Consider the following 14,784-nt stretch of genomic DNA (forward strand, 5'->3'; position numbering starts at 1 on the left):
CGGCCATGACCGCGCGCATCGGCCCCGGCCGCCTCCGTCAGGGCATCGTGTACCGCGAGGGCACCCTCGGCAGCCGCCCGTCCGTGCCCACCGACGCCGCCGAGCTCGAGCGGCGGGCCAGGCGGCGCATGTCGCGGGCGGCGTGGGCGTACGTGGCCGGCGGCGCCGGGGAGGGCGCCACCATGCGCCACAACCGGGAGGCCTTCGACCGCTGGCGCATCGTCCCGCGCATGGCGCACGGCATCGTCGAGCGCGACCTGTCCACCGAGGTCGCCGGCACACCCCTGCGCGCACCGCTGCTGCTGGCCCCCGTGGGCGCCGGCGCCCTGGTCCGCCGCGACAGCGACGTGCACATCGCGCAAGGCGCCGCGGCCGCCGGCGTCCCGTACGTCCTGTCGAACCAAGGCTGCAGCCCGATGGAGCGCACCGCCGCCGCCATGGCCGGCACCCCGTTCTGGTTCCAGCTCTACTGGTCCACGGATGAGCCCCTCGTCGACTCCCTGGTCGGCCGCGCCGAGGCCTGCGGCGCCCGCGCCATCGTCGTCACCCTGGACACGACGCTGCTCGGCTGGCGCCCGCAGGACCTCAACCTCGGCTCGCTGCCCTTCGCGCGGGGCCAGGGCATCGCGCAGTACACGTCCGACCCGCGCTTCATGCAGCTCGCCCGCGAGCGCGCCGCCACACCGCGCACCGCACCCACTCGCGTCACCCTGGGCGCCATCCGCACCCTGCTGTCGATGTCCCGCGAGCACCCCGGCGGCTTCTGGCGCAACCTGCGCTCGCCGGAGCCGCGCGCGGCGGTCGAGACGTTCCTCGACATCTACTCCAACCCCGGCCTGGACTGGTCCCGCCTGTCCACGCTGCGCGCCCGCACCGCCCTGCCCATCCTGGTCAAAGGCGTCCTGCACCCCGACGACGCGCGCCGCGCCCTGGAGGCCGGCGTGGACGGCATCATCGTGTCGAACCACGGCGGCCGCCAGGTCGACAACGCCATAGCCTCCCTGGACGCTCTGGTGTCGATCCGCGCCGCACTCGGCCCTTCCCCGACGCTGCTGCTCGACAGCGGCATCCGCACCGGCGCCGACGTGTTCGTGGCCCTTGCCCTCGGCGCGAACGCCTGCCTGCTCGGGCGGCCGCACATCTACGGGCTGGCCCTGGCCGGCGCCGACGGGGTGCGGCAGGTGGTGGAGAACGTGGTGGCGGAGCTGGACCTGACGATGGCCCTGACCGGCACCGCGTCGCTGTCGTCCCTGTCCCCGTCGCTGCTGACCCCTGCTCCGCACTGATCGGCCGGCTCCTTCTCTTTCGGCCTTCGGCGGGTGGGCTTTCCCGACAAGTCGGGCGCTGGCGCGCCACGACTTGTCGGATTTATACCCTGACAGGAGATAAACGCGGGCGAAAGTGTGCTCAGTTGCTCGAGAAGGCCGGTAGGTTCGCGCGGACCCATTCGGCGTACGGGCGGGCGGGGTGGCCGGTCAGATCCTCCACAGTGGACGTCAACGGGGCCGGCTCCCGCTCGGCCCGCCCCAGCAGGCCGAGCAGCGCGCCGGCGAAGTCGCGGTCCATGAACATCGACAGCTGATCCAGCACCGCCGCCGGGTCGGCCGCCTCGGTGCGCAGCGGGCGGGCGAGGGCTTCGGCGAGTACCGAAACCTGGTCCTCCTGGGTCAGCGCGGCGGGCCCGGTCAGCGTGTAGACGCGCCCGGCATGCCCGTCGCCGGTCAGCACCGCGGCCGCCGCCTCCGCCACGTCGAGCTCGTGCACCGCGGTGCTGCTCGCACCCGGGTACGGCACCCGCACCACGTCGCCGTGCGCCATCTGGTGGCCGAACGACAGCGTGTTGATCGCCGGGAACAGGATCCGAAGCGCCGTCCACTGTGGAGTGACCTCGGCGACGGCCCGCTCGAGATCGTGGTGGTACGCGGCGATGACGTCGGGCTGGCCCGCCTCGTCGTCCTCGATCGCCCCGGACGACAACACGACGATCTTCCGCCCGCGGGCCCGTTCCAGCAGCGCACCGGCATCCATACCGAACGGCAGCACGAGCAGCACCGCCGTCACCCCCTCCAGCGCCGGGTCGAGGGACTCGGGCTCGGTCAGGTCGGCCTTGACGACGTCGACGCCGGCGGGCAGCCCCGCGGCGTCCGGGTTGCGGGTGAGCGCGCGCACGGCCACGCCACGCGCGGCCAGGGTCTCGACGGCCTGCCGGCCAAAGAATGCGGTGGCACCGACTACGAGAATCATGCCAATGACGCTAACGACAGATGCGGACAGCTTCGGGCCGCATTTTTCCTCCGTCGGTACCTCATGCAAGATCGACCCGTGAACATGCGCAGATTGCTCGCTTTGCCGCCGTTCTTCCACATGCGCGGATCGCTCGCTTTGCCGGCGTCTGCGTGGGTGCGCGGGCTGCCGGTCGTGCTGCTTGCCGCGGGACTTGCCGCTTGCGCCCGACCCGGGCAGGAGCCGTCCAACGTCCGCCCCACGGCGCAGGCGTCGGCTTCTCCCGAGGACGTCGCCTGCCCGGCGCCGGGCGTGCGGATCGAGGCCGAGCGCGGCGACGCCGCGTCCGGGTACCGCGAGATGCCCCTGCGGATGACCAACTGCGGCGATCGCCCGTTCGAGGCATCCGGCCGCCCCGAGATCGTGGTGCTCGGCAAGGACCACGAGCCCCTCGAGGTCGCAGTGGTCCCCAGCGCGCACTACACCCAGTCCGCGCACCCGGTGACCCTGGAACCGGGACAGAGCGTCACCGCGATCATGTCGTGGCGCAACACCGTCACCGACTCGACCGTGGTCGCGGTGAGCGGCGTGTACCTCTCGATAGCCCCCGTGCCCGGCGCGCCGGCCCAGGTCGTGCGCCCGCCGGCCCCTCTCGACCTCGGCAACACGGGCCGCCTGGAGGTGAGCGTGTGGCTATAGAGTGACGGATTGTGCTGATGTCGTACACGCACTACGAGTTCGTCGACGACGTGATGAAACTGACGTTGGCCGAGGGCCCCGGCGAGGCGGGTACGGTCCTGCACTTCACGCGCGCAACCTGGGACGACGACGGCGAGACCCACGTGCTGTGCAACGAAAGCGTGAGTGCGTCGAGTCCGCCGTGCGCGGCTGGCGGATGACCGGCGGCCGCCTGGAGCTCGACCTGCACGAGGTCCCCGCGGCCAGGCTGGGCATCGGCCCCCGCCTCGACCTGACGGTGGACGCCCCGCCACAGCGCGTGGCCAGGGTCTATCGAGCCTTGGCCGACATCCTGCTGGACGTGCCCGAGCAACGCTGAGTGACGGCTCCGAACTCGCAGTCAATCCCGACGCGGCTGCTCTACCCTGCCGCGGCTGCTCTAGCCTGCCGCGGCGGCGCGCAGGATCGTGTGCGCCGCCCCGCGGGCCGCCTCGGCCGCGGTTGGATCGCCCCGGTGGTCGGCCAACGTGGTTGCGCCGGCCACGAGCATGAGCAGCTGGCGGCCCGTCTCGGCCGGGTCGGCGGCGCCGGCGGCCTGCGCGATGCCGGTCAGCAGCTCGAGCCGCCGGTCGAGGTGGCGCACCGCGACCGTGCGGGCCGGGTCCTCGTGGCGCTGGGCCGCCGCGTTGAGGATGGCGCAGCCGCGGAAGCCGGGCTCCGCGTACCAGGTGCCGAGGGCCGCGAAGACGGCGTCCAGGCGAGCGAACGGATCGTCGCCGGCATCTTCGGCCGCGGAGCGTAGCCAGTTGGTCACGCGATCGCTGCGGCGCTCCAGCACCGCCTGGACCAGCCCGTCCTTCGAGCCGAAGTGCCGGTACAGCGTCTCCTTCGACGATCCGACCGCCGCGCACAGGTCGGCGATGCCGATGCCGTCCAGGCCACGCTCGTAGAACAGGCGGGTCGCGGCATCCAGCAGGGCCGTGCGCGTCTGCGCCGGGTCCAGCGCCGCACCCTTCGCAACTGGCATGCGGTTGATGGTACCGATCGGTTCGATCGACTGCTACCGTCTCCACATGACATCGAACCGATCGGTTCGATGTGACGTGGGTCGGCGTCGAGGGGATCGAGGGCGTCATGGACTTGCTGTTTGCCGATCGACCGGTGACCGATGGGCCACGGGCCGCGATGAGCACGCCGGTGTTCGACAGCGACGGGGTTCGGTTGCCGAGCGTGTTGCTGACGCCGGCGGGCGACGGCCCGCATCCGCTCGTGGTGATGCTCAACGGGTTTCCGGGCAACGAGCGCAACGCCGACGTTGCGCAGGCGTTGCGGCGGGTTGGGTTTGCGGTGCTGACGTTTCACTACCGTGGGTCGTGGGGGACCGGCGGGGAGTGGTCGTGGGGGAACGTCCTCGCCGACGTGCGCAACGTGCTCGCCTCCGTGCGCGAGGGAGCACTGTCCGAAGCCGACGCGGGGCGGCTTTCGGCGGATGCGGGACAGATCTCTGTGGATGCGGGACGGCCCTTGGTGGATGCGGGACGGCTCTCGGTGGATGCGGGACGGCTCTCGGTGGATGCGGGACGGCCCTTGGTGGATGCGGGACGGCCTTTGGTGGATGCGCGACAGATCTCGGTGGATACGGGACAGATCTCGCTCGTCGGGCACAGCCTCGGCGGGTTCGCGGCGCTCATGACCGCCGCCGGTGATCCGCACATCCGCGCGGTTGCCGCGATCGCCGCGTTCGACCTCGGCGCCGCGGGACAACTGGCCGCCGTCGACCCGGCGCGGAGGGTGGCGTACGAGGCGGCGTTCGGCGAGGAGCTCCTGCCGCTCACCGGGACGAGTGGCCCCGCCCTCGTGGCGGAGATGCGCCAGGCGGGTGCGGCCTGGGGTCTGGCGGCGCTCGCCGAGCGGCTGGGGGACCGGCCGGTGCTGCTCGTCGGCGCCGACCGCGACACCGTTGCGGAGCCGGACGTGCACTTTCGGCCGCTCGTCGACGCGTACGCACACCTCCCGGGGTTCCGTCACGCCCGGTTCGACACCGATCACGCACTGTCGGACTCGCGGGTGGGGCTCACGACGACCCTGGCCTCGTTCCTGACCGCGCCGCGCTCGACGACCTGACCGAGGGCGATCGTGGGGAACTCGCGGATCGCGCGGATCGCGCTCGGCAGTGCGTGCGCGATCGGCCTCGGCCGGTTCGCGTACGGGCTGGTGCTGCCGGCCATGACCGCCGACCTGCACTGGTCGCTGGGCACGGCCGCCACGCTGTCGACGGCCAACGGCGCCGGGTACCTCGTCGGGGCGTTGATGACGCCGCCCGTGACAGCGCGTTGGGGGACGGTGACCACATTCCGTTTGGGGCTCGCGATCTGCGCGGCGTCCATCGGCGCGACGGCCGCCGCCGGAGCGTTGCCGGCCGGTGGCGCCGCGTACGCGGTGCTGCTGCTGACCCGCGCGGTCACCGGGCTTGCGGGAGCGCTGGTGTTCGTCACCGGTGCCGTGCTCGCCCCCGGCGGCACGTTCTTTGCGGGCACCGGGGTCGGGATCGCGATCAGCGGCGCGGTGCTGCCGCCGCTGCTCGCACCGGACGCGGGTCGCTGGCCGCTCGCCTGGCTGTTCCTCGCCGTGGCCGCCGCCGGGTGCACCGCCGCCGCCTGGACCGCCGCCGCCCCGACCGCCACCGCCGCGACGGACCGGCCGGACCTCATGGAGCCGGCCCGCCGACCGGATCAAACGAAGGAACCAGATCGGCCGAGCTCGCCAGATCAGCCGAAGTCGCTGGGCCAGCCGAGCTCGCCGGGCCAACTGGGCACGGCGAATCGAACGGACTCCGCGAATCGAACGAGCTCGTCGGACGTTGCGATGCGAACCGTGCTACGCGCGGTGGGTGAGTCGGCACGCCCGGTTGCGAGGGGAGCGCGGCTCTGGCGCGTTGCTGTCGCCTACGCGTTGTTCGCGGCTGGGTACCTGGCGTATCTGACGTTTCTGTCGTCGTATCTGCAGAGTCGAACAGCGAGCGCGGGGCTGGTGGCGGGCGTGTGGGCGCTGCTGGGGCTCGCCGTCCTGGCGACGCCGGCGGTCCAGCGGCCGGCCGTGCCCCTCGCCGTGCTGGCGATCGCCGCCATTGTCGCCTGGCTCTGGCCGCAGCCGGTGGTTGTCGCCGCATCGGCGCTCGCCTTCGGGTCCAGCTTCATGGCCGTGCCGGCCGCCGTCACCGGGATCGCGCGAGGCAAGGCCGCGCACGGGCGGGTGACGACCGTCGTCGCCCGGCTGACGGTCGTGTTCGCCGCCGGTCAGATGGCCGGGCCGTGGCTGGCGGGCCTGGTCGCCGACCGAACGACCCCGGCCGCCGCGCTCGTCTGGACCGCGGCCCTGTGCGCCGCGGCCGCCGTGGTCGCGGCCCGAGGTGCGGGCGCGCCGGCCGGCGAGGTCCGGCAACCAGCGTGACCCGGCCACGAGGTCTGCGGTGTCTAAGGTTCGTCCTGGTTGATGAACCATCCACCGCAGACCTCGCCGTTCACCGCGCAACGACGCGCCGCGAACCTGTTCGTCCGGGCGCGTCGCTGCCGGGGTTGAGGGGGTTCGGGTGGAGCGGAGCTCCCCCGGGCGAGCGCAGCGAGCTATGAAACAGCCTACGAATACAGACGGATGTCGGCGATGCTCCACCAGTTGCCGGCGGACGCGGTCGAAGTGATCCGCAGATACCGGGCACGAGTAGCGGCGACATCCACATTGGACAGTTGACCCGCCCCGGTGCCGGAGGCGATCACCCGCCAGGTGGTGCCGTCACTACTGGTGGAGAGCTGCCAGCCGCGCGCATAGTCGCCCACGCTGGCGCCCGAGTCGATCGCGACCCGGCGGAAGGTCCGCGCAGAGCCGAGGTCGACCTGCAGGTACTGCCCGGGCTCCTGCGCCGCGCCGCTGGACCAGCGGGTCGAGGCGTCCTCGTCGGCCGCGAGACCGGCGTCGGCACCGACCGACGAGGTCGCCGTGGCGCCGGCCAGCGACAGCAGGCGCAGGCCGTCGTCGAGGACCTTGCTGCGGGGCCAGGTGAACGTGGCGAGCGAGCCGCCGGGCAGGGTGTAGTCGAACGAGTGGCCGCCGACCGCGACGGTGAAGGTCCGCGGCGCGTCGTTCTCGTTGTGTGCCACCAGGACCGTCGAGCCGTCCGGGTTGCGGAAGGCGACGTCGGTGACCTCGCCGTTCCAGGCGGGGTTGCCGAAGCTGGAACTGGCGATGCGCACCGCGCCGGGCTTCACGAAGCGGGACAGGTGCCCGATCGTGTAGTACTCGGCGTTCGTGGTCCAGGAGCCGTCGGGCTGGACGGTGACGAGGCCGGTGCAGGTGCCGCAGCCGCCCAGGTGCGGGCCGCCGGTCGAGTCCAGCGCGATGTTCCACGTCACCGCGGACTTGGCCCAGTTGCGGGTCGTGCCGACGGTGATCGTGCGGGCGTGCCACTTGAGGGTGTCGGTGAAGTACTGCGCCGGGGTGTCGTTGGCGCCGTGCGACCCGGAGCACTCGGTGAACCAGATGCCCTTGTCCGGGAACGCATCGTGCAGCGCGGTCATCGCGCTCGGGTCGCCGTAGTAGCAGTGGTACGCCGTTCCGGCCAACCAGCGCGAGGCGGGCGTGGACAGCATCTTGTACGGGTAGTCGGCCTCCGGGTCCTGGCCGGGCGGGGTGTTCTTGATGTCGTTGGGGTGCGTCTGCCAGTTGTGGTCGTAGCCGAGGATCTTCGTGCGGGGGCTGAGGATGCGCAGCAGCGGCCCGAGGATCTCGATGACCTTCGACGCCTGCGTGGTGTTGAGGCCCATGACCGGCCCGCCGCCGGCGTCGCGGTTCTGCGGCTCGTTCTGGACGGTGAGGTAGTCGACCGGGACGCCGGCCGCGGTGTAGGCGAGTACGAAGCGGGTGAGGTAGACGGCGTAGGCGGCGTAGACCTTCGGGTCGTCCTTGAGTTCGCCGCTGGCGAGGGAGTCGCTGGTCTTCATCCACGCCGGCGGGCTCCACGGCGTCGCCATGACCTTCAGCTGCGGGTTGAGCCGCTTCGCCTCGCGCAGCAGCGGCAGCACCTGCGCCCGGTCGTGCTCGATGCTGAAGTGCGACAGCGTGTAGTCGGTCTGCCCGGGCGGCATGTCGTCGAACGTGTAGTGCACGGCCTCCGCCGTGAAGTCCGAGGCGCCGATCGGCTGGCGCAGGAACGAGACGCCCGCGCCGCGCTCGGGGTCGAACAGCGCCCGCATCGCCTCGGCGCGCTGCTGCGGCGAGAGCCGGTAGAGCACGCTGGCCGACGAGTCGGTGATCGACGCGCCGAAGCCGTCCATGCTCTGGTACGTCCGGCTGGGATCGACGGCGATCGTCACCCCGTTGCTCGCGTTCGTCGTGAACGGCACCGCGGCCCGCTCGTGCATGAGCTCGGCGCGGTCGATCGTGGTCACCCAGACACGGGCCGACGGCGCCGCGCTCGCCTGCGCCGAAGCCGGCAGCCCGGCCAGGCCCAGGCCCACGGCGGTGCCCACCGCGACCAGGCGTAACACCCTACGTTGCATCGGATCGCTCCCTGCGGGTTAGGAGTGTAACAAATGAAACGAAAATGTAACGGAGCGCTGCCCAGCACAGCATTGGTCACGAGCGATTGTCAAGAGCCGAAGATCGATCATTCAGTACACCGGGAAAGCCCGTCTGTTCCATCAGTTCCACGCCCCGACGCGAGGACCCCCTGCAAGGTTCCAGGAGCGCTCGGCGCTCGGCCGGGCCTTACCATCGACGCATGGACAGGGGCATCGTCGTGCAGAGCGCCGATGATCCGCCGGTCGTCATCGAGGTCGCGCCGGGCTCCGCCGTCCTCTTCGGCCGCGGCCACCCCGACGCGCCGGTCGACCTGGTCCTGCCCGACACGGCGGTGTCACGCCTCGCCGGGCGCATCACGGCGGTCGAGGACTACTGGCTGATGAGCAACCTGAGCGCCCGCAGCACGTACGTCATCGACAACCCGGAGGGCGGCGGCGAGTTCGTCAAGGTCGCACCGCGCCGGCTCGACATGCCGGTGCCGTTCGAGTTCGCCCGGGTCGTCGTGCCCAGCGCCGACCGCCCGGCGGTGTTCTACGTGTTCGCGCCGCAGCACCTGTACGCCGACCGGCACGCCCAGCCCGACGGCTCGGCGGACGCGACCCGGGTGGCCTTCCCGCTGGACGAGACCGCGAAGTACTTCAAGGTCCTCGTCGCGCTGTGCGAGCCGCGGCTGCGCGACCCGTCCTCGCCGGTGATCCGCACCGTGCCGGAGATCCTCGACCGGCTCGGCGGCCGCGCCGGGCTGTCCCGCTCGGCGGTGAACTTCCACATCGACTACCTGGCCCGCACCAAGCTGCGGGTCAAGGCCGCGGCTGACGACGAGCACGGCCGGGCCGACAAGGCCGACTGGCAGCGCGCCGCGCTCGTGTCGCTCGCCCTGCAGTTCGACCTGGTGCGCGAGGAGCACCTGGCGCTGCTGCCGGGCGACTGCCCGGCGCGTCAGGAGGCGCGCACCGCCGGAGCCAGGGGGCAGTAGGCGTCCAGGGCGGCCAGCAGGCGCGGCATATACTCGTGCAGGGCCGGCCGGTCCGGCACGCCGCCCGCCTCGATCACCTTGTCGGCCGAGGTGCGCCAGGCCGCGACCAGGTTGATCCGCGGGTCGCCGGGCACGTCGTGCAGCTGCGGCGCGAAGCGGCACAGGTAGTCGCCGATCGGCGGGATCGACATCTGCGGCGGGAACGGCGGCACCGGCACGGTGGCCCGCTGCGCCGGGGTCGACAGGTAGTACTGCAGCACCGCCGGCGTCCACCGTGCGATGCCGTACTCGTCGCGCGCCGGGTCGGCGAGGTCGGGGTCGAAGTCGCTCTCCGCCTTGAGGATCGCCGCGACGAGGGCCCAGATGTCGGCGGTCTGGCGCACCGCCACCCCGTCCGGGCGCAGCCCCTCGGCCCACCGCTCCGGCGGCAGGTAGTCGGCGGTGCCGCCCGGCGGCAGGTACGCGTGCGTGCGCCCGGCCCGGCTCGGCCCGCTCGGCCGAGCCGTCGAGCTCGGCGGCGAGGCCGAAGTCGGCGAGCCGGACCGAGCCGTCGGCCATGAGCAGGATGTTGCCGGGCTTGAGGTCGCCGTGCACCCAGCCGGCGGCGTGCAGGGCGGACAGGCCGGGCGTGGCCGCCGCGATGGTCGCCGGCGGGGCCGGCAGGAGCGCGGCGAGCATCGCCGCCGCGCTCACAAGCAATCGCGAGATTCACATGTATGAATCTTCGGATCGAGATGCCGCCGCGGAAATCTGCAAGGTTGCAGGTGCCGCCCGACCCGGGGGAGCAGGGCACCTGCGCCGGCTCGGCAAACGCCGGCGCGGCCGGGATCACGACCCGGTGACCGCCAGCGCGGCCGCCGCCACCAGTGATTTCCTCATGCCGTCGAGGGTCGGGCAGGCCGCGGGCCGGGCGGCAGCTGGAAGCTTGCAGGACGCTACCGTGGCGATCATGGAAGCACTGGACGCGTTCGCGGCCGAGACCGAGCGGCTGGCCGCCGAGATGCTCACCGTCGGCGACGGCGAGTGGGGCCGGGCGAGCCCCTGCCCGCCCTGGACCGCGGCGGAGCTGTTCGGCCACGTCGTCGTCGGGGTCGGGCGCGTGACCGGCATGCTGGACGCGCCGGCGCCGCCGCGGGCCGAGATCGACGCGGCCGGGTACTTCCGCGCGGACGAGCGCTTCTCCAGCGGTACCAACGCGGAAAGGATCGACCTGGGGCAGGCCAGGGCCGCCGAACTGGGCGGGCGGGGCCTCGCGGCCGAGCTCGTGCGCGTGCGCGCCGGCGCCGTGGACCGCTGCCGGCGGGAGGCGCCCGGCTGGGTCGTGCGCACCCGTCACGGCGACGCCATGACGCTCGAGGACTTCCTCGTCACCCGGGTGCTCGAGGCCGGCATCCACGGCCTCGACCTGGCCGCCGCGCTCGGGCGCGAGCCCTGGCTGACCCCGCCGGCCGCGGACCTGCTCACCGGGCTGTACCTGGCCGGCACCGGCGCCCGACTGGCCGACCTCGGCTGGGACGCGCTCACCTTCCTGCGCCTGGCCACCGGGCGCGAGCCGCTCGACGACGCCCGCCGGGCCCAGCTGGCCCGCCACGGCGTACGGCGGCTGAAACTGGGCTGAACCGGCATACTTCCCTTGTGATGTTGTCGCGGAAGTGGTCGGCGTTCCTGGTCGCGGTCGGCGTGTGGAACTGGGTCATCTGGCCCCGGTTCCTGCTGGCCATCTGGCGCGACGACCGCGCCTGGGCGCCCGGCGGCGCGCCGACCGGGTTCTTCTGGGTGCACGCGGTGCTCATCGCCGTATCGCTCGCCATCGGCACCGCCGTCGCCGTCCTCGGCGTGCGCGGCTGGCGGGCCGCGCGCACCACCCGGGACGGCGCGCGCTGATGGACCGGGTCGTGCGCGACGTCGAGGACCTGCTGAAGCTGCTCGACGGGCTGTTCGAGCCGGGTGCGGACCGCTGGAGCGCGGCCGCCGCCGACTGGTGGGACGACTTCTACGCCGACCGCGACCGGCCGGTGCCGTTCTTCGCCGACAAGCCCGACGAGAACCTCGCCGGCTGGCTCGACCTCGGCTGGATCCGCCCCGGCCGCGCCCTGGACATCGGCGGCGGGCCGGGCCGCAACGCCGTCTTCCTCGCCGGGTGTGGCTTCGAGGTCGACGCCGTCGACCTGTCGCCGGCGGCCGTCGCCTGGGGCCGCGACCGGGCCCGCGCCGCCGGGGCCGGCGTGCGGTTCCTGTGCGCGGACGTGTTCACCGCCGACCTCACCGGCCCGTACGACCTCGTCTACGACTCCGGCCTGTTCCACCACCTGCCGCCGCACCGGCGCATCAGCTACCGCGAGCTGCTGCGCCGGGTCCTCGCGCCCGGCGGGCACTTCGGGCTGACCTGCTTCGCCGCCGGCGCGATGGGCAGCACCACACCCGACGCGCAGCTGTACAAGCAGGGCCGGCTCGAGGGCGGCCTCGCCTTCGAGTCCGGGGAGCTGGTGCGCGCCTTCGCGGAGTACACCCTCGTCACGATGCGCCGCATGAACGCCGAGCCGCCCGAGTCCGACCGCTTCGGCGAGGAGTTCCTGTGGACGGCGCTGTTCCGCAACGGCGGCAAAACCGGCTGACGGCCCGAGCGCGCGCGGCGTACGCTGACCCGGCCGGTCGCGGGACTGCACGCGCGACTTCCGGAACCCGCCTCTGAAGCGATGCTTCGCAGCTCGCACGCCGAACTCCCCGACCGGCTTCTACCAAGGGCGGCAGCAGGAAGGGGCGGCGGTGGACCTGTCGGAGCTCGTGGCGTGCGAGGACGTCGTCATGTTCGTCAACGCCGCCGTCACCGCCACCGGGCAGCGCGAGTTCCACGAGGGCGCCGACGGGCAGCGGCTGTCGCTGGCGTTCCTGCACGACTACGTGCGCACCAACTACCGCGAGCTCTACGCCGCCACCCTCGCACTGGACATCAACGAGCACAACGCCGCCGCCGTCGCGCTCAACCTGCTGCGCACGTCGGGCGAGGTGCCCCTGGCGCAGCGCCGCCTCGAGGGGCGCCTCATCGCCGCGCGGCTGGCGACGATGGCGCCGCAGCGGGTGTACCGCCTGCTGCGCACCCTGCGCGCCGAGGGCGTCAACAACCGCCGGACCCGCGCGATCGTGCGGGACTGGGTCGCCGCCCGGCCCGACGTCGCCTTCGACGCCGTGAAGTACCGCCGGGGCCTCGCTGCCGCGGCCGCGCACGCGCACCTGCGCCTGCCGGACGAGGTCGGCACGGTGCTGTTCGTCTGGAAGCGCCCGAAGCGCTACGAGACCCCGATCCTGGAGTCGTGGCGGCGCGCGCACTACGAGAAGGACGCGCTGTTCGAGCTGCCGTACACCGTCGCCGAGGGCCTGGCCTCCACCCGCCGCCGCGACATCGGCCGCGCCGAGTTCCTGCGCAGCATCGCGCCGCGCCTGACCGAGCTGGAGCGGCTGCGCCTGCAGCGCGCCGGGGGCGGTAAGGTCGATGTCGCCCTCGACCGGCAGCCGCTGACCCGGCTCGCCCTGTTCGCGCTGTCGCTGCCCCGCCCGGAGCGGGCCCGCCGCCGCGAGGAGCTCACCGCCGCCCTGCGCGCCGCCGCCCGCCGCGCCGCGGGCCGCCGGGCCGGCACGTGGGGCGACGTCGTCGCCGTGCTGGACGACAGCTACTCCTCGTCGGGCTCGGCGGTGAAGCGCCGCCGGCCGCTCGCCGTCGCCCTCGCCACGCACTACCTGCTGGCCGAGCTCGGCGCGCGGTACCGTCCACTGTGGCTCAACCACGCGGGCGACCCGCTGCTGGTGCACCCGGCCGGGGCCACGCCGCTGGGCGAGCGGCTGCTCGACGCCCTGGAGCTGCGCCCCGAGCGCGTCGTCGTGGTCTCCGACGGCTGGGACAACGCACCGCCCGGCCAGGCCGCCGAGGTGCTGCGGGTGTGGCGGCAGCGGCTCGACCCCGACGGGCGCACCTCGGTGGTGCACCTCAACCCGGTGTACGACGGCGACGCCTTCGACGTGCGCCGGCTCTCGCCGATCGTGGCGAGCGTCGGCGTGCGCGACGCCGAGGACGCCGCCGCGCTGGTGGAGCTGGCCCGCTTCGCCACCGGCACGGCGACCTTCGCCGAGCTGCGCGCCCACCTGTCCGAGCGAGTGGAAGGCTTCCTGCGATGATCCCCGGCCTGCGGACGGGCCCGGCCCAGACCTGGGGCGCCGCCCGCCTGGTGCCGCTGCTGCGCGACGAGCCGATCGCGGACCTGCGCCTGCACGCCCGGCTGCACGACGACGAGCTGTCCATTGTGGAGCTGACGCCCCGCGAGGCCTACATCGCCTTCGTGCCGCACGCGTTCGTGGCCACCTGGACGTCCGACGGCACGCCCGCCGCCGCGTACGGCACCCAGCTGCTCGACCCGCGCGACGGCGGCCTGCCGCGCGTCGCCGGGCTGCGCTTCCGCCGCCGCATGGCCCGCCGCGAGGACCGCGGCCGGCTGCGGTTCCTGCCGTTGCACCTGGCGATGGAGGGCTTCCTCGACCTGCAGTTCGACGGCCCGCCGATCGCCTGGCAGGAGTGGACCCGCGAGGCCGTGACGCGCGGGCTGTCCCCGCGCGTCGAGGAGTCCTACCGCGGCGCGCAGGTCCAGGGCCTCGACGACGCGCTGCGCATCTTCGAGATCCATCCCGGGCAGTGCGGGCTGGCGCTCTACCTCGCCGACGCCCTCGCCAGTGTCTTCGTGGTCCCGCACCCCGACGACTACCGCGCCCTGCACCCGACGCTGCTGCGCGACTTCTACGGCGAACTGCTGTACCTGTACACCCAGCTCTACCCGGAGGTGCCCGGCTTCGCCCAGCCGCTGGACGCCGCCCGCGTGCACTCGTTCGCCGACCTGCGGGCCGAGGTCGAGCGGGTGCGCGGGGAGTGGGTGCGCTTCCACGACGACGTCATGCTCACGCTGCGGGCGATGCCGAGCCGTCCGGTGTACCGCATGGGCCGATTCACCCTCGGCCGGTTCCTGCCGCCGTTCGACCCCGCGCTGGACAACCACATCGGCGAGTCCATCGTCGATGAGTCGGGCACGGTCGCGTACCTCAAGACGTTCCGGCTCTCCGCCGCACAGGCCCGCCGCGGCCATCTGCTGTCGGTCCTGGCCGCGCACGAGTGGAACCTCGACGCGACGGCCGCCGCCCTCGGCACGGACCGCGCGGGCCTGGTCGTGCGCCTCGAGCGGGCCGGATTCGGCTACCTCCTGCGCGCCGCCGTCTCGCGGTGAGGTGTTTGGGTTTCCTCCGGCAGGGGCATCAATTCCTCGAACGGACAAGCAGCCCTTTCTGGAGGAGGA

The 14,784-nt window shown here is 73.1% G+C and carries 17 protein-coding genes and 1 pseudogene; 12 read left to right on the plus strand and 6 right to left on the minus strand.

The window, feature by feature from the left end; genetic code table 11:
- The first annotated feature begins 5 nt into the window (after window positions 1-5).
- The gene (locus ABD901_RS17370) at window positions 6-1,286 is read left to right on the plus strand and encodes an alpha-hydroxy-acid oxidizing protein (RefSeq protein WP_345127931.1); all 1,281 of its coding nucleotides are present in this window, start codon (window positions 6-8) and stop codon (window positions 1,284-1,286) included.
- Window positions 1,287-1,407: 121 nt separating this feature from the next.
- Here ABD901_RS17370 and ABD901_RS17375 read toward each other — a convergent pair whose 3' ends face one another.
- Window positions 1,408-2,244: an SDR family oxidoreductase gene (locus ABD901_RS17375; RefSeq protein ID WP_345127933.1), complete on the minus strand. Its 837-nt coding sequence runs from the start codon at window positions 2,242-2,244 to the stop codon at window positions 1,408-1,410.
- Window positions 2,245-2,328: 84 nt separating this feature from the next.
- Here ABD901_RS17375 and ABD901_RS17380 point away from each other — a divergent pair, with 84 nt between their 5' ends.
- Genes ABD901_RS17380 through ABD901_RS17390 form a run of 3 tightly spaced genes read left to right on the plus strand, consistent with a single transcriptional unit; the run spans window position 2,329 to window position 3,280 of the window.
- On the plus strand, window positions 2,329-2,922 hold the full coding sequence (locus ABD901_RS17380) for a DUF4232 domain-containing protein (protein ID WP_345128200.1): 594 nt from the start codon (window positions 2,329-2,331) through the stop codon (window positions 2,920-2,922).
- 11 nt (window positions 2,923-2,933) lie between these two features.
- Window positions 2,934-3,122, plus strand: coding sequence for a hypothetical protein (locus ABD901_RS17385; RefSeq protein ID WP_345127934.1), 189 nt, complete (start codon window positions 2,934-2,936; stop codon window positions 3,120-3,122).
- Window positions 3,071-3,280, plus strand: a complete 210-nt coding sequence (locus ABD901_RS17390) for a hypothetical protein (RefSeq protein ID WP_345127935.1) — start codon at window positions 3,071-3,073, stop codon at window positions 3,278-3,280. The genes ABD901_RS17385 and ABD901_RS17390 overlap by 52 nt, the downstream gene beginning before the upstream one ends.
- A 60-nt stretch (window positions 3,281-3,340) precedes the next feature.
- On the opposite strand, the gene ABD901_RS17395 is transcribed toward ABD901_RS17390, so the two are convergent.
- Window positions 3,341-3,928: a TetR/AcrR family transcriptional regulator gene (locus ABD901_RS17395; protein ID WP_345127937.1), complete on the minus strand. Its 588-nt coding sequence runs from the start codon at window positions 3,926-3,928 to the stop codon at window positions 3,341-3,343.
- A gap of 107 nt (window positions 3,929-4,035) precedes the next feature.
- Between ABD901_RS17395 and ABD901_RS17400 the strand changes: the two genes are divergently transcribed.
- A complete protein-coding gene (locus ABD901_RS17400) occupies window positions 4,036-5,025 on the plus strand; it encodes an alpha/beta fold hydrolase (protein ID WP_345127938.1) in 990 nt (329 codons plus the stop codon).
- Window positions 5,026-5,037: 12 nt separating this feature from the next.
- Window positions 5,038-6,351, plus strand: coding sequence for a YbfB/YjiJ family MFS transporter (locus ABD901_RS17405; RefSeq protein WP_345127939.1), 1,314 nt, complete (start codon window positions 5,038-5,040; stop codon window positions 6,349-6,351).
- 185 nt (window positions 6,352-6,536) lie between these two features.
- Here ABD901_RS17405 and ABD901_RS17410 read toward each other — a convergent pair whose 3' ends face one another.
- Window positions 6,537-8,453 carry a discoidin domain-containing protein gene (locus ABD901_RS17410; protein WP_345127940.1) on the minus strand — a complete coding sequence of 639 codons (1,917 nt, stop codon included), beginning with the start codon at window positions 8,451-8,453 and terminating at the stop codon, window positions 6,537-6,539.
- 221 nt (window positions 8,454-8,674) lie between these two features.
- Here ABD901_RS17410 and ABD901_RS17415 point away from each other — a divergent pair, with 221 nt between their 5' ends.
- Window positions 8,675-9,451 carry an FHA domain-containing protein gene (locus tag ABD901_RS17415; protein WP_345127942.1) on the plus strand — a complete coding sequence of 259 codons (777 nt, stop codon included), beginning with the start codon at window positions 8,675-8,677 and terminating at the stop codon, window positions 9,449-9,451.
- On the opposite strand, the gene ABD901_RS17420 is transcribed toward ABD901_RS17415, so the two are convergent.
- The 3 genes and pseudogenes from ABD901_RS17420 to ABD901_RS17430 form a co-directional block, all read right to left on the minus strand.
- Window positions 9,415-9,834 (minus strand): hypothetical protein, encoded by a 420-nt coding sequence (locus ABD901_RS17420; protein WP_345127943.1) that lies wholly within the window; start codon window positions 9,832-9,834, stop codon window positions 9,415-9,417. The genes ABD901_RS17415 and ABD901_RS17420 overlap by 37 nt on opposite strands.
- Window positions 9,835-9,958: 124 nt before the next feature.
- Window positions 9,959-10,129 (minus strand): annotated as a pseudogene (locus ABD901_RS17425) (protein kinase domain-containing protein); the annotation flags it as partial.
- A 150-nt stretch (window positions 10,130-10,279) separates the two neighbouring features.
- The gene (locus tag ABD901_RS17430; protein ID WP_345127944.1) at window positions 10,280-10,402 is read right to left on the minus strand and encodes a hypothetical protein; all 123 of its coding nucleotides are present in this window, start codon (window positions 10,400-10,402) and stop codon (window positions 10,280-10,282) included.
- Between ABD901_RS17430 and ABD901_RS17435 the strand changes: the two genes are divergently transcribed.
- The 5 genes from ABD901_RS17435 (at window position 10,401) to ABD901_RS17455 (ending at window position 14,715) form a co-directional block, all read left to right on the plus strand.
- Entirely contained in the window at window positions 10,401-11,069 is a 669-nt protein-coding gene (locus ABD901_RS17435) for a maleylpyruvate isomerase N-terminal domain-containing protein (RefSeq protein ID WP_345127945.1), read from the plus strand. The genes ABD901_RS17430 and ABD901_RS17435 overlap by 2 nt on opposite strands.
- 20 nt (window positions 11,070-11,089) lie before the next feature.
- Window positions 11,090-11,335 carry an SCO4848 family membrane protein gene (locus ABD901_RS17440; protein WP_345128201.1) on the plus strand — a complete coding sequence of 82 codons (246 nt, stop codon included), beginning with the start codon at window positions 11,090-11,092 and terminating at the stop codon, window positions 11,333-11,335.
- On the plus strand, window positions 11,335-12,066 hold the full coding sequence (locus ABD901_RS17445; RefSeq protein WP_345127946.1) for a class I SAM-dependent methyltransferase: 732 nt from the start codon (window positions 11,335-11,337) through the stop codon (window positions 12,064-12,066). Before ABD901_RS17440 ends, ABD901_RS17445 begins: the two co-directional genes overlap by 1 nt.
- A 151-nt stretch (window positions 12,067-12,217) precedes the next feature.
- A complete protein-coding gene (locus tag ABD901_RS17450) occupies window positions 12,218-13,621 on the plus strand; it encodes a hypothetical protein (protein WP_345127947.1) in 1,404 nt (467 codons plus the stop codon).
- Window positions 13,618-14,715, plus strand: coding sequence for an ARPP-2 domain-containing protein (locus tag ABD901_RS17455; protein WP_345127948.1), 1,098 nt, complete (start codon window positions 13,618-13,620; stop codon window positions 14,713-14,715). The genes ABD901_RS17450 and ABD901_RS17455 overlap by 4 nt, the downstream gene beginning before the upstream one ends.
- Window positions 14,716-14,784 lie beyond the last annotated feature (69 nt).

It is taken from the genome of Dactylosporangium darangshiense (genome assembly GCF_039537565.1).
GTDB classification, from domain to species: domain Bacteria; phylum Actinomycetota; class Actinomycetes; order Mycobacteriales; family Micromonosporaceae; genus Dactylosporangium; species Dactylosporangium darangshiense.